At 27.7% G+C, this 15,332-nt stretch carries 14 protein-coding genes; 12 read left to right on the forward strand and 2 right to left on the reverse strand.

What is annotated here, in order from left to right; all coding sequences use genetic code 11:
* Positions 1-126 precede the first annotated feature (126 nt).
* The gene (locus tag ACZJV1_RS08085) at positions 127-768 is read left to right on the forward strand and encodes a 4Fe-4S binding protein (RefSeq protein ID WP_463651967.1); all 642 of its coding nucleotides are present in this window, start codon (positions 127-129) and stop codon (positions 766-768) included.
* Between the two features lie 117 nt (positions 769-885).
* On the opposite strand, the gene ACZJV1_RS08090 is transcribed toward ACZJV1_RS08085, so the two are convergent.
* Both ACZJV1_RS08090 and ACZJV1_RS08095 read right to left on the reverse strand, forming a co-directional pair.
* Positions 886-1,449 (reverse strand): MurR/RpiR family transcriptional regulator, encoded by a 564-nt coding sequence (locus ACZJV1_RS08090; protein WP_463651968.1) that lies wholly within the window; start codon positions 1,447-1,449, stop codon positions 886-888.
* Between the two features lie 81 nt (positions 1,450-1,530).
* On the reverse strand, positions 1,531-1,749 hold the full coding sequence (locus ACZJV1_RS08095; RefSeq protein WP_463651969.1) for a MurR/RpiR family transcriptional regulator: 219 nt from the start codon (positions 1,747-1,749) through the stop codon (positions 1,531-1,533).
* A 240-nt stretch (positions 1,750-1,989) separates the two neighbouring features.
* On the opposite strand from ACZJV1_RS08095, the gene ACZJV1_RS08100 reads away from it, so the two are divergent.
* From ACZJV1_RS08100 to ACZJV1_RS08150, 11 genes are all read left to right on the forward strand, one after another.
* The gene (locus ACZJV1_RS08100; RefSeq protein ID WP_463651970.1) at positions 1,990-3,321 is read left to right on the forward strand and encodes a 6-phospho-alpha-glucosidase; all 1,332 of its coding nucleotides are present in this window, start codon (positions 1,990-1,992) and stop codon (positions 3,319-3,321) included.
* Between the two features lie 942 nt (positions 3,322-4,263).
* Entirely contained in the window at positions 4,264-4,959 is a 696-nt protein-coding gene (locus ACZJV1_RS08105; RefSeq protein WP_463651971.1) for a response regulator transcription factor, read from the forward strand.
* Entirely contained in the window at positions 4,949-6,403 is a 1,455-nt protein-coding gene (locus ACZJV1_RS08110) for a HAMP domain-containing sensor histidine kinase (RefSeq protein ID WP_463651972.1), read from the forward strand. The genes ACZJV1_RS08105 and ACZJV1_RS08110 overlap by 11 nt, the downstream gene beginning before the upstream one ends.
* A gap of 86 nt (positions 6,404-6,489) precedes the next feature.
* Positions 6,490-7,650, forward strand: a complete 1,161-nt coding sequence (locus ACZJV1_RS08115) for a hypothetical protein (protein WP_463651973.1) — start codon at positions 6,490-6,492, stop codon at positions 7,648-7,650.
* 156 nt (positions 7,651-7,806) lie between these two features.
* On the forward strand, positions 7,807-8,856 hold the full coding sequence (locus tag ACZJV1_RS08120; RefSeq protein WP_463651974.1) for a tyrosine-protein phosphatase: 1,050 nt from the start codon (positions 7,807-7,809) through the stop codon (positions 8,854-8,856).
* A 230-nt stretch (positions 8,857-9,086) separates the two neighbouring features.
* The gene (locus ACZJV1_RS08125; RefSeq protein WP_463651975.1) at positions 9,087-10,139 is read left to right on the forward strand and encodes a lipocalin-like domain-containing protein; all 1,053 of its coding nucleotides are present in this window, start codon (positions 9,087-9,089) and stop codon (positions 10,137-10,139) included.
* Positions 10,140-10,313: 174 nt separating this feature from the next.
* Positions 10,314-10,718, forward strand: a complete 405-nt coding sequence (locus ACZJV1_RS08130) for an arsenate reductase/protein-tyrosine-phosphatase family protein (RefSeq protein WP_463651976.1) — start codon at positions 10,314-10,316, stop codon at positions 10,716-10,718.
* A gap of 263 nt (positions 10,719-10,981) precedes the next feature.
* Complete coding sequence (locus ACZJV1_RS08135) at positions 10,982-11,800, forward strand: MerR family transcriptional regulator (RefSeq protein ID WP_463651977.1); 819 nt, start codon at positions 10,982-10,984, stop codon at positions 11,798-11,800.
* Between the two features lie 67 nt (positions 11,801-11,867).
* Entirely contained in the window at positions 11,868-13,172 is a 1,305-nt protein-coding gene (locus tag ACZJV1_RS08140) for an MATE family efflux transporter (RefSeq protein WP_463652147.1), read from the forward strand.
* A gap of 687 nt (positions 13,173-13,859) precedes the next feature.
* Positions 13,860-14,504 (forward strand): ABC transporter ATP-binding protein, encoded by a 645-nt coding sequence (locus tag ACZJV1_RS08145; protein ID WP_463651978.1) that lies wholly within the window; start codon positions 13,860-13,862, stop codon positions 14,502-14,504.
* Positions 14,492-15,262, forward strand: a complete 771-nt coding sequence (locus ACZJV1_RS08150; RefSeq protein WP_463651979.1) for an ABC transporter permease — start codon at positions 14,492-14,494, stop codon at positions 15,260-15,262. The genes ACZJV1_RS08145 and ACZJV1_RS08150 overlap by 13 nt, the downstream gene beginning before the upstream one ends.
* Positions 15,263-15,332 lie beyond the last annotated feature (70 nt).

Genomic DNA, 15,332 nt, shown 5'->3' on the forward strand with positions numbered 1-15,332 from the left:
ATTTTGATTTTAATTAAATTAACTTAAATCAGATTGAGATTTCTATAAATGTGATAAAGTTACATATAAAATTAAGGTTTGTATATATAATAATCAAGTAATCACATTTGTAGGGGGAATTTACTAGTGAAAAATTTATACAAAAAGTACAGTTATTTAATATTTCTATTTGTTGTCATAGTGTCTTTATTTGATATGAGGTTTGCAATTGTGGCAATTATTTGTATGTTAGCACCAACAATACTAGCATTAGCTGGAAAGGGGAGATATTGGTGTGGAAACTATTGTCCAAGAGGAAATTTTTATGACAATGTAATATCTAAAATTACACCTAAGAAAAAGGTTCCAAAGTTCTTTAAAAGTACAGGCTTTAGAGTATTTATGATATTCTTTATTATGGTTAACTTTGGACTTGGACTATATAAAAACTGGGGAGATTTATATGGAATAGGATTTGTATTTTATAGAATCATCCTAATAACTACTATTGTTGGAATAGCATTAGGATTATTTACTAACTCAAGAGTTTGGTGCAATTTTTGTCCAATGGGTTCTTTATCTTACTTTATAGCAAAATTAAAAGGAAGAAAGGTAAACTTATCAGTAGATAAATCTTGCGTAGGATGTGGACTTTGTACAAAAGCTTGCCCTATGGGTATCTCACCAAAAGAATATAAAAATGATACAGTAAAAAATCCAGATTGTATATTATGTGAAAAATGTGTATATAAATGCCCTAAGAAATTAATTGAAATTGTAAAAAACTAACTTAATAATAAGCAAATGCGAAAAAAGGCTTTAACCATTTATATTATTTGGTTAAGGCCTTTTTTAGGCTAAAGATTTGTATATGGACTTGCTCTTAAGTTAAATTTTATATAATCATTACTCTATACTTTTATTCAGAAATTTTCTAGAGTTAATATTTTTAGATTTAGTTTGGTTATAGTTTAAGTAATAATCCTTTTTAAATATCTTTGCATAAAAAATATTTAGTATGTAGTTAAATGAAATTTGAGAAGCAAAGGGTGCTATCTTTTCATCTAATGATTCACAATCAGGTACCCATATGGAGACATCTACTAATTTATTTAATATGTTTTCTTTAGAAGAAGTAATTAATATAGAAGGGGTTCCTTTTTTTCTTAGAAACAAAACGTATTTTGTATAATCATAATTTTCTCCACTATAGGTTAGAAAAATGACAACATCGGATTTGGTAGTATTTAAAATATTAACTGATCCAGCATTTAGCTCATCTGCTAAAATTACATACTTATTTATTTTCATCATCTTATTTTTAAAATATAAAGCACTTATATAAGAATCACCTAAAGCAAAAATAAAAATACGATTTGCGTTATTTATAATGTTAAGTGCCTTATCTAAGTTTGTGAAGTCTAACATTAAATAGGATCTATCAATAATTTCTTTTGATAACTCAGACATCTTTTTGCAAATTTCTATATTAGTATCATTTTCTTTAAATGGTTTATTAAAATCAATATTATTTTTTATGTTATATGAGTTTTAAACTTCTTTTATAAGTTGAATTTTAAATTTCTTAAAACCATTAGTTCCAAGTTCACGACAAAAACGAATGATTGTTGTATTGGCTGTAAATGTTTCATTTGCAAGCTTTTGAATGGTTATATTCTCAAGATTATCAAGATTTTTTAATATATATTCTGCGATAATTTTTTCGCTTTCATTAAATATTGAGCTTTGGGTTAAAGAATTTAGCAACATTTTAATCCATCCTTATAGAGAATTATATAGTAACTATTTTATTATTTCAATTTATAAGAAAATTTAATATAACATAGTATTTATGTTACTTTTTTTAGATGAAGGTAACTAAAAGTTACAACAAAGTATAAAAATAATCAAATTTAATGATACCTTTTTTCTCAATGACAGTAATTATATTAAAGTATAGATTACTATCTGCAATAATGTAGACAAGATAACAAAAGGAGGTAACAAGGTATGAAAAAAGAACTTAAAATTGTAATCTGTGGTGGAGGAAGTACTTACACAGCAGGGATTGTTAAAAGCCTACTTGTAGAAAAAGAAAACATTAATATAGGGGAACTTTGGTTATATGATATTGATGAAGAACGTCAACGTAAAGTGGGGGTAATTGTAAATGAGGTAGTTAAGGAGTTTGCTCCAGAAGTTAAGCTTGTATTAAGTGTAAAGCCAGAAGAGGCATTAGCCGATGCTAATTTTATTATGGCTCAAATGCGTGTTGGAAAACTTGAGATGAGAGTAAAGGATGAAGAAATTTCTTTAAAGAACGGAGTTATTGGTCAAGAAACTTGCGGTGCAGGAGGAATGGCTTACGGACTAAGAACTATTTATCCAATGATAGAGTTAATAGATCTTTGTGAAAAATATGCTGCAAAAGATTATTGGATTGTAAACTATTCTAATCCAGCAGCAATAGTTGCAAAAGCAACACAAAAAATACGTCCAAATGCACGTATTTTAAATATTTGCGATATGCCAGTTGAAATTGAAGCAAGAATGGCTGAAATTTTAGAAACAGACTTATCTAATTTAGAAGTTGATTACTTTGGATTAAATCATTTTGGTTGGTTCACAGCAGTTCGTAAAAATGGAGTTGATGTTACAAAAGAACTTAAAGAGCATGTCTCAAAATATGGTTATTTATCAGAATCAAGCTATAATGATGCTTTAGTAAAAGATCCTTCTTGGCTTCATACTTTTGAAAACTCTAAAAATATAGTAAACCTTTTTAAAGAGTATCTTCCAAATACTTATATGCAATATTATTTACTAGGTGATGATATTGTAAAGCATGAGGATATAAATAATACAAGAGCTACACAAGTAATCAATGGACGTGAAAAAAGATTATTTGAAGCAGTTGAAGCTCATGAGCGTGGCGAGAATGTAGATTTAACTCAATTCTTTGTAGGTGTACATGGAGCATTTATTGTAGAGGTTTTAAAATCTCTTGCTTGTGATTTAAGATCAAGACAACTTGTAATTGTAGAAAACAACGGTGCAATTGCAAATTTACCTGATGCTGCTATGGTAGAAGTTCCAGCTTATATTACAAGTCGTGGTCCAGAACCAATTCGTCAAGGGGATATTCCTAAGTTCTATAAAGGTTTAATTGAACAACAAGATGCTTGTGAAACATTACTTGTAGAAGCAGCTATTGAAAATTCATATGATAAAGCATTAAAAGCCTTTGCTATGAACAAAACAATTCCTTCAACATATGTTGCTAAAAGTATTTTAGATGAAATGATTGAAGCTAATAAAGATTGCTGGCCAGAACTAAAGTAAAATTTAAAGCTTACAATTAGATTTATTTCATAATTTTTAATAGTAAAATTAAAACTTTCATGTGTTGTTATATGAAGTTTCTATAAATTAGAAAACCATGTATAATTCGAGGAGTAAACCTTAATTATGCATGGTTTTAATTTATTAAAGTTTATTAATATTAATTTTTTAATACAGTATTATTATAGAAATATGTAAGTGTGATATGTCTTATAAATGACTAAATCTTATGAAATTAAGTTATATCAAATTGTATCTGGAAATAATGTAGTATGGATTCTAATAAATAGTGAAGGTAAGGAAGTTTTATTACATTTTACTCTAGGAAACAAAATAATTAAATTATTTATGAGTTATCCAATTTGATAGTGATATTTACTATTTAGAAATTGATGATGAATTGGCTAACGAATTGATAAAAAACTTTAAGTTATGAGAAGAAAAACTTAATTTAAATTGAAATAAGATTATGGAGAAAATAAGAACTGCACTTCATAATTTTTTTATAATAAAGTTTAGGCAAATAAATAGTAACCATATTATAATATATATAATGTGGTTACTATTTATTTTGTTTTGATAACCACTGGCTATGCCGATGGTACATGAACTTAATAAGACACCTATGGCTATAGTTATGTAGCTAGAGCAGAAGTATTCGATAGTGGAAGAAGTTATAGTTATAGTAATTGAAATTCTTCTAAAGTGGAAGTAGATTTAAAAGTTGGTAAATAGTTAGCATTGTATTATTACACTGCAATTATGAGAGAGCATATAGGTATTATATATTGGAGGATAGAACAATATGGGTTATAATATATTACAATAAATTTATGTAATTATTTTCATGTCGAATGCAGGTATTATGTGAAAAGAGTAGAGTTATAATAATTCTTCTAATAAAGATTAGTATTATACTGAAATTATTAAGGATGGTGGCAAATGGAAGAAAAGATATTAGTAGTGGATGATGAAAAAAGTATTGCTGATGCAATTGCTTATGCTCTTAAAAGAGAGGGATATATTATTGAAACAGCCTATGATGGAGAGGAAGCATTAAAGAAAATACAAACTTTTAAACCACATGTAGTTATTTTGGATGTAATGATGCCTAAAATGAATGGTTATGAAGTGTGTAAAAAATTAGGTGATAGAGATGACTTAGGCATTGTTATGCTTACTGCAAAAAATGATATTGTAGATAAAGTATTAGGCTTAGAATTAGGTGCTGATGATTATATAGTAAAACCCTTTGATATAAGAGAGATATTAGCAAGAACAAAATCGCTGATTAGAAGGTTAAATAAAAATGTTAATGAATCTGAGGATGAGGAGATAAAAATTAAGGATTTAAGAGTTATTTTAAAGCAAAGAAAAGTTCTTATAAAAGGGGAAGAGTTGGAACTAACCCCTAAGGAATTTGATTTGCTAGTACTTTTATTATCAAATTTAAATAGAGTATATACGAGAGAAGAATTGTTAGATTTAATTTGGGGAATGGAATACTTTGGAGGTACTAGGACAGTGGATATTCATGTTCAAAGGCTTAGAAAGAAATTACAGGAGCCTTACCAAGATATAATACAGACTGTGTATAGGGTAGGATATAAGTCTATAGGTGAAATCCATGAAAGTTAGTATAAAGGTTAAATCTAGTGCTTTTTTAGCAACTCTTTTAATTTTAACTGTAAGTATACTCAGTACTTTAGTCCTTAGAGGAATAAAGAACAATCAACAAAAGCAACAAGAAGAGTATTTAGCACGTCAGGGGAAAATTGCAAATACATATGTTAAACAGATGTCTATTACAGACCCTATAAAGGATGAAGAGGGATTTTTACAAAGAAATGCACAAGAACTTGTAAGACAGTTAAATTCAATAAATGGAATGCGTGCAGTTATATATGATATGGAAGGAAAAGAAGTTGTTAGCTCTATGGCTTTTAGTGACACTGCTAAAATTAAGGAAACGCTCTCCTATGCACTGGAGGGTAATATATCTTATGAGGTTAGTGGAAATACTATAATTTATATTGCTCCATTATATAATAATGAAAGTCAAATAGGTGCAATTAAATTTGAGTATTCAATTGAAAATGATATTAAATTTTATAATGAAATTAAATTACTTTTTATTAGGATAGGATTTGTTGTATTTATATTTAGTTTTATTGCAGGATATTTTTACTTTAATAGATATGTAGAATTTATTTTAAGGCTAAAAAAAGATGTCCTTAACATTAAAAGAGGCTTACATAATGATATTGTTCCATATAAACGAAATGATGAACTTGGTGAATTAAGTGAAGGGCTTTATTATATGAGTAATCAAATTGAAAAAAATATTAAAGAAATAAAGGACGAACATCAGAAGTTAAAATTGGCACTAGAAAAAGTGAAAAAATTAGAAAAGCAGCAGAAAGTATTTATTGGGAATATAACTCATGAATTTAAAACCCCTCTTACAGTTATAAAAGCATATTCAGATTTATTAGAGATGTATTCTGATGATCCTGACTTACTTAAAGATGCAAAGGCTAATATAGCAAAGGAAACAGAAAGACTTTATGAAACGGTAGAGAAAGTATTATACTTATCTTCACTTGAAAAATATGATTTTGAGCTTCAAACAGAGAAGCTTGACATTAGAGAAATCCTTGAGGATATATGCAGCCGTATGAAAGGCAAAGCACAGAAATTTAATATTAGTATGATAACTAATATACAATCATCAGTCATTTGGGGTGATAAAGAAAGCTTAGTTTATATTTTTACGAATTTAATAGACAATGGTATAAAATACAATGAACCAGAAGGAAAGTTATTAATCAAGAATTATATTAAAGATAAATATGTATATATAGAAATATCAGATACAGGAATAGGAATCCCAAAGGACGCAAAAGAAAAAATATTTGAACCTTTTTATACAGTTAATAAAGATCGCTCTAAAAAACATGGGGGAATTGGTCTTGGACTTTCAATAGTAAAGGAATTAATAGAAAAGCAAAATGGAAATATTTCTTTAAGGGATAACGAACCTAAAGGTACAATCTTTTTAATTTCTTTTCCTATTTTATAAAAGTTTACAGTATTGAAACAATTCGATATACTTTCGAAAAATCAAGTTGGTATAGTAAACTCATAAGAAATATGGAGGGATTAAAAATGATAAATAAAAAAATATTAATACTAACAGCAGCTGTATGTGCTTTAGCATCAGTTCCAGTGTTTGCAAAAAAGCAACCAGAAGGTCAAAAGGTAATTAAACAAGGAATTAAGAAAATATATGTTACAAAGGATACAAAAAATATCTTAGCAGATAATGTTACTGCATCTAAAATTAATACTTATGAAGGATTAATAGGATATGATTGGTTATCAGAAAATGAAATTCTTGTTTCAAAGGAAAATAAAGAAATAGATCCTATAAAAAATAACCTTGGAGAATTTAAAGTGAAAAGTCTTTATTCATATGATTTAAATTCTAAAACAGAAAAAAGTATTGCTGATAAATCAAAGCTACAAAGTTATGCTATTTCTTCACCTGATAAGAAACATGTATTTTATGTAAATGATTTTGAAAAAGAAAATATAGGATATATTACAGATTCAGAAGGGAATATAAAAGTTAAAATTAATGAGCCATCTATGGATATGGCTGACTTAACACAAGCTCAATGGATTAATAATGAAGAATTAATTATGCCATATATGAATATTAAGGGTTTTTATATTGTAAAAATTGATGGAACTTCAGCAAAAATAGAAAATGTAGAAAAAGAACAAATGGCAACAGGAGATACATCGAACTTCCATAGTGAAGCTCTTATTAATGGAATGTGTATAATGAATCCAGTAATGGTCGGAGATAAAATATATTATAGAACACAACAGCGTGAAGAGAAAAAAATGAAGGTTTATGATATTAAAACAAAAGAAACTAAAGAGTTTATTAACGAGCAAGTTTTTAACTTTAAATTATCTCCTGATAAAAAGAACTTTATTATTGAAGTAATTCAAAAAGAAAGTAATGCTTTAATAGTAACTGATTTAAATGGAGAGAACATGCAAACATTGGCTGAAGGAAGTATATTTGGTGAAAGCTGGTCTCCAGATGGAACAAAAGTAGCTTATATATCTAATATGATGGGATCTGAGGGTGTTTATGTAGTAGATGTAAAAATAGGTGAAAAATCATTAGTTTCTAAAGGAGAATATTATGCACCTGTTGCATGGAGTCCATCTAGTAAAAAAATAATGCTCCACGCAACTGAACAAAAAGATGGAAAGACAATTGATAAAACACATGTAATTACTTTAGATTAATTAATTTTTATGTTGACCTTAAGCATATTTAGGGATATTTTATAAGAATTTATTATATGAAATTAAAAGGATAAAGCACCAGTCATTGGAAGATTGGTGCTTTTTCTGTGATATAATAAAATTTAATAAGTAAACTACAAAAAGGAGAGAGTGAGCTTGGATTTTTTAAAGGTAGAAAAAGATAAAAAATATTTTAAAGATGTAAAGATTAAAAGAATTAATGATAACAAAATAAATATTAGTTGGAAGTCAGAAAAAGAACTTAAGCAGGTTAAAATTTATTGGAATAAAACTCCTGATGTAAATGGAATTGAAGAATATATTACAACTGTAGAAGGAAAAAATACAGCTATTTTTGACGATCCAGATACTACAAGAAGAAATTATTTTATTTTAAAAGCTGAGGGATATGTTTCAGAAATAGTTGCGGAAGTATTAATACCATTTAAGGGTACTAGTAACTTTCGTGATATAGGAGGATATAAAACAAAGGATGGTAGAAGGGTTAAATGGAATATTTTTTATCGTTCTGATGAATTAGCTGGGTTAATGGAAGAAGATATGGAATATCTAAAAAGTTTAGGTATAAAAACAATTTTGGATTATCGTTCAAAGGGTGAAGTTAATGCAAAACCAGATCCATTAATTGAAGGAATTAAAAATATAAATATTTCTGGAATAAAATCTTTTGATAATAGTGATGTTAATTTTGATATGTTTTCCTTAATGAAGGAAAGTAAAAGCTTAAAAGCACTAGGTAATCTAGAGGATCTTCTTAAAAATTGTTATCTAGAGATGCTATTTGATAACAAAGCCTTTAAAAAACTTATGGAGTATATTGAATATCCAGATAAAATGCCAATAGTTCAGCATTGTACAGCTGGTAAAGATAGGACAGGTATAGGTTCTGCATTAGTATTACTAGCATTAGGAGTACCAGAGGAAACTGTTATAGAAGACTATTTATTAACTAATGTATATCGCTCAAGTATGAATGAAGCATTATTTAAATCTCTTGGCAATTTGTTAACTGATGAAGATAGCAAAGAAATTTTCAAAGTCTTTATGGAGGTAAGAAAAGAATATATAGAAAGTGCTTTAAATGCAATTAAAGAAAGATATGGCTCCATAGATGAATATTTAGAAAAAGAATATGGCTTTAATAAAGAAAAGAGAGCTAGATTACAGCAAAATTATTTGTGGTAGATTTAGGTGTGCTACCCAATAAATTAGAATTAGGCAGAGTGAACCATACCATAAGTAACGTAGACTTTCTTCTAAAGTATTGATATGATAAGTGTTAATGAAATTTAGGTTTTGTAAAATTAAAACACATAAATATCAACCATATTGGAAAATAAAGTAATAGTGTTTTTTTAAAATGATATAATATTAAGTGGGGATATTTTAATAATTAATATTGGGAGGAGATATTTATGAATAAGTTACTTGAGGTAGGAATGTCTAAAGAATGGTTTGAAAAAGAAGGGCTAAAGGAAGAACCTGCCATTTGGGAGGATGGAATTAGGATTGATACTAGTTCAGGTAAGTTTGAATGGTGGTATTTTGATGCTCACTTAGATGATGGGACAACTGTTGTAGCTATATTTTTTACAAAGTCATATGCAAATATAAAGGTACCATTAACACCACTTGTAAAGCTTAGCATAACAACACCGGAGGGAAAAACTTACTTAAAATTAATAGAATTTCCTAAAGAGGATTTTTCTGCATCAGATAAGCAATGTGATGTGAAGGTTGCTAATAATTGGGTTAAAGGAGACTTGAAAACTTATAATTTACATGTAGATTTTGAAGATATATCTGCAGATTTACAATTTAATCGTGTTGTTCCTTCTTGGAGATCTGGAGTAGGAAAGGCCTTTTTTGGAGAAGAAAAAAAGGATTTCTTTGCTTGGTTTGTACCAATACCATATGGAACAGTAAATGGTAAAATTAAATTTGAAGGAAAGGAACGTGAAGTAGCAGGAAGAGGATATCATGATCATAACTGGGGTAATGTACCACTAACTAAGATTATTAATCATTGGTATTGGGGAAGATTAGATATAGGAGAATATAAAGCAATATTTTTTGAAATGGTAGCTGATAAAAAATATGGATCTGAAAGAGTTAATTTATTTATGTTTGCAAAGGGAGATAAAATTTTAACAGGTGATGGAAGTAAACTTACTTTAGAAAAAAGTAATTATATCACTCATCTAGGTGGTAAACAATATCCTCAGCAATTGAATTTTAATTGGGAAGATAAAAAGGATAATATAAAAATTAGTATATCTAACCCTGAGTTAATAGAGGATAGAAGTTTATTAAGTGGGTTGCCATTTTTAAAAAGAAAAATCGCAGGGATGATAGTTAATCCATATTATTTTAGGTTTAATGGTAAAACAGAAATTAATATAAATTATAAGGATATAAATGAGACAATAAAAGACAAATCATTATATGAAATAATGATGTTAAAATAAAATATTTAAATAATTAATTTGAAAATTTTTACTAAATTTGGCTTATGGTATGATTCTAATATAGATTTAATATAATCTATAAAAACTTGACAATAAACTTTTAATTGTCAAGTTTTTTTGAGTTCGTAAGAAGATAAATTATTATAAATAATTAAATAGAAGGAGATATTAATGATGAAAAAGAAGATAGCATTTGTATGTGTTCATAATTCATGTAGATCACAAATGGCAGAAGCATTAGGTAAATTATATGGAAGTGAGGTTTTTGAAAGCTATTCAGCAGGAACTGAAACTAAACCTCAAATTAATCAAGATGCAGTAAGAATAATAAAAGATTTATATAAAGTAGATATGAATGAAACTCAAAAATCTAAATTACTTACTGATATACCAAAGGCAGATATTGTTATAAAAATGGGATGTAATGTTGTATGTCCTGTTTTATCAGCTAATCATATTGAAGATTGGGGATTAGAAGATCCTACTGGTAATTCTGATGAAGAATTTATTAAAGTTGCAAAAATTATAGAAGAAAAAGTGAAAGATTTAGCAAGAAGAATTAAAGATAATGAAATATAGGAGGAGCCATGTGAGAAGAAAATATATGTTATAATCAATATTATAGTGGTAAAATTGTACACAGAATTATTTTTTATATAATAGGGATGTTGTAAGTGACTCTTGAATTTAAAAATATATGTACAGAATATATTACTGTTTCAGTATTGGCTAATCAAAATTGCAATGTTTGGGCAATGCACAGAGAAATGCAAACGGAAATATATAATAGGTTTTATATGTAAGTTATAATTAATATGGCTACCATTAAAGAGAGGTTTATTATGGAAAAATATTTTTCAATAGGAGAGATATCTAAACTATCTAACTTGTCTGTTCAAACATTAAGACATTATGATAAATTAGGGATTTTAAAACCAAGTTTAGTTAAGGATAATGGATACAGATACTATTCTTTAGAACAATTTTATAAATTAGATTTTATAATATTTTATAGAAAATTAGGATTATCTCTTTCAGAAATAAAAGAAATTATATCAAACAAAGTTAATATAGAAGACTCACTTGGACTCTTACAAAATCAAGAATATGAAATAGATAGACAGATTAAGGAATTGCAAAAGCAAAGAAACTTAATTCAAAAGAAAAGCCAATACATAAAGTATATGCTTACGAAATCTTTAGGAGCAGCATTTCTAAATGAAAAACCTAAAAAGAAGATTGCTAAGATAAATGTGGTGAATAAAGATTTAGAAGATGCAGAAATAAATTTTAGAAAAGCCTTAAATAAACTTCCTAAGCTAAATGACCTTTTGACTTTGGAAGTTCTATATGAAATAAACTATGAAGAGTTTAACAAAAAAAGAGAGGCAAAATATAATATTTATTTTAATATTACCGATAACGATATAGAAGAAGATGAAAAGATTAAGATTTGTGAACTTAAAGAAGGATTATATGCATCTATCCTTTATATTGACTATTATAGTAACCACGAAAAATATGTAAAACAACTTTTTAAATTTATTGAGGATGAAAATTTAAGAGTTGAAGGGACTTTGTATGAAAGCTATATAGCTTCAGAGTTTTGTGATGATAAAGAGAAATGTTTTATGGAATTATTTATAAAGGTTGCAAAGTAAAAATTTTCTTGACTCTATAATAGTTGTAGAGTATATAATTCTTCTCTGTAAGGAGGGGATTGTATTGATGAGAAAATTTTTTAACTATGTAATTCCAGCTGTAATTGGAATGTTAGTTACGTCATTATACATTGTTGTAGATGGAATGTTTGTTGGTAAAGGGGTTGGAAGTAATGCACTAGCAGCAGTAAATATAGCATTTCCACCAAACCTGATAGCTACAGCATTAGGGCTAATAATTTCTGTTGGTGGATCAACATTAGTTGCGATGAACTTAGGAGCTGGTAAAAAACAGGAGGCTATAAATAAATTTAATGAATCTATTTTATTCTTAATTATAGTGGCAATCGTAATATTTATAGTAGGTGTATTTTTTTCAAAACCTATAGCCTATGTCTTGGGAGCACCGGAGTCTCTAATAGAGGATGTGTATAATTATATAAGGTTTTGTTTCATATTTTCTGTACCTTTAGTTTTAAGCCAGGGGTTAAACTGTTTTTTAAGAAATGATGGTGCACCAAGGCTTGCTATGTTTGCAATGATAGCAGGAGCATTAACTAACATATTGCTAGATTATATATTTATTTTTATATTTAAGTGGGGCGTTATAGGAGCTGCTATTGCTACAGGGTTAGGTGAGCTTGTAAGCATGGCCATAGCAATTGTGTACTTTCTAAGTGGAAAAGGAGTCCTCCGCTTTAAAAGATGCAAAATATCCTTTAAAGCAATTAAGGATATAACAATAATAGGATTTCCAGCATTCTTAACAGAGTGTACCATAGCAGTTGTAACAATGGCTTTTAATATGGTAATTTTAAAGAGAATTGGGGAAAATGGTGCTGCAACCTATAGCATAATAAACTATATATTAACAGTTATAAATATGATAATTATAGGTATATCCCAAGGGATGCAACCGCTATTAAGCTTTTATCACGGGGCTGGAGAAGAGGAAAAAGTTAAATATTATTATTCATTAGCTATAAAAAGTACGCTTGTAGCAGCCTTTGTTAATTATTTTATTTTTCTCATATTTGGAAAATGGATAATATCATTTTTTACTACCAATATCGATTTGATAGAAACAACATATAATGCAATTAAAATATTTAGCCTAGGAACTTTCTTTGCTGGTATTAATATAGTTAAAGCAGCTTATTTTCAAAGTATCGAAATGTGCAAAATTTCAACTACTATATGCGTATTTAGAGGATTTCTGGCTACTCAAATTTCTTTACTAATATTGCCAAGAATAATAGGAGATAACGGCATATGGCTTAGTAATTTAGGTGGAGAATTATTAGTGTTCTTAGTAGTAATGATTGGCCATATAAATTATAAGAGGGAGTTTAATTCAGTGATTAATAAATAATATTATTCTGTGATGAATTTACAATAATGAAAGTTAACATTATTTATGGGGAACCGTACCATAAATAAATTAGGCTTTATTTTAAAGTATTGAGTCAATATGATTTTTATCATATTGGCTCATTTTTATTTATGACAAGAGATATTTTTAATGCGTAGTAGAGGCTATTGCATTATTATAAAAATATGATGAAATAGCCTTTGCAAATCCTAAAAATTGAATGACTAGGAGGAGCAAAATGAGCTATTTAAAAAATATCAATGGGAACTAGTTCCTGAAAATTTATCAATAGTAAAAAGAAATTCTCCTAAATGTAATGAAAAAGCACATTATATAAATATTGAAAAATTTAGAGTAAATGCAAATAAAAATAAAGCTGAAGTTATTTTAGAAAATTTAAATTATAAATTAATCCAAAAGAAATTAGAAGCATATTATATAAATGAAAATGAACTTGTTATTGAAATTCTTTGTGAGTATCCAATAGAAATGCAAGGATATATGAAGATTATTTAAAAGGAATGTCTTTCAGAGAGATATTATTTATCACCCTATAGTCAATGAGCGGATTTAACTCGAAAAAGATATTCTAATAATCAAGTAGAAAGTTAATTTTATAGATTTATGGAAATATCTGAAATAATAGGTGTGATATTAGTTTTAATATAGATAAAGGAAGTGGATATAATGAATGAACCATTATTTCAAGCGAGTAATCTTATTTACAAGTCTAATTTAACTTATGATAATGTGAGAATTGAAAAAGGTAAAATTAATTTTATTGTTGGTGAAAGTGGAAGTGGTAAAAGTACTTTTTTAAAACTATTGAACAATTCCATAAGCCCAATATCAGGAGAGTTGCTATATAACGGTAAAGCAATTGAAGAATATGATCCCATTGTTTTAAGGCGTAATGTAAGCTTGGTTTCACAGGAACCATTTCTTTTTGATGAGAGTATTTTAGATAATTTTAAAATCTTTTATTCACTAAGGGATGAGCCTATTCCTACGATGGATTATGTACATTATATTACCGAAATTTGCTTAGTAAACGTCCCTTTAGACCAAAATGCAACTACCCTTTCTGGTGGAGAACGTTTAAGAGTTTATATATCTATTTTTTTATCATTATGCCCAAAGGTTATATTATTAGACGAACCAACTTCAGCCTTAGATGAAAAGAATAGCCATAGAGTAATGGAGAATATAACAAACTTTTGTAAAGAAAAGAATATTGATATGGTAATAGTAAGCCACGATAAAAATATTGTTGATGCTTTCTGTGAAAATAAAATTGAAATAGTTAAGGGGGACAAACTGTGGAAGGAGTAGCTAAACTTGGTATTTTTCAGTTTTCACTTATTTATTTACTGCTAATTATAGTGTTACTTATAATGAAAAAATCAAAAATTAATCAAACAAAACTTCTTTTAATTGCAAGTTTAAGAATGTCAGTTCAACTTGTGATTGTAGGTTATATACTTCAATATATGTTTAGTAATCCTAAGCCTATATTTACTGTAATTTTTCTAGTAGGCATGATTACATTTTCTATTAATAGAGTAATTAGAAGTAGAAAAGATTTAAACAATTATTTTAAACTGGCAATAGGAATTTCTTTAACATTTGCAGGGCTTTTTATTCTATTTTTCTTTGTTGGTATAGTCGTGAAAAAATCTATATTTGATCCTCAATATACCATACCTTTAGCAGGTATGATAATTGGTAATGCCATGACTGGAATAAACATTGGGATAAAAACTTTCATGGATTCCATAAACAAAGAAAAAAGCAAAATTAACACCTTACTTAATTTAGGCGTGGAACCTAAAGATATTTTAAAGCCTTTTGCTAACAATGCTTTAGAAACTGCATTAATTCCTACATTAAATTCCATGGTTGGAATGGGGATAATCTTTTTACCTGGAATGATGACTGGACAAATATTATCTGGTACAGTACCTACTACAGCTATTATGTACCAAATAGCTATTATGATTGCAATCTGTACCTCTGTTTGCCTAACTGTATTTTTATCTTTAAATTTAGGATATAAATCTTTATATAATAATAGAAAACAATTCCTATAAAATTAAAATAAGATTATGGAGAAAACAATAAAGTTTTTCCATAATCTTTTTTATAATAATAAAACTTGGG

Source organism: Clostridium sp. LS3 (assembly GCF_055330225.1).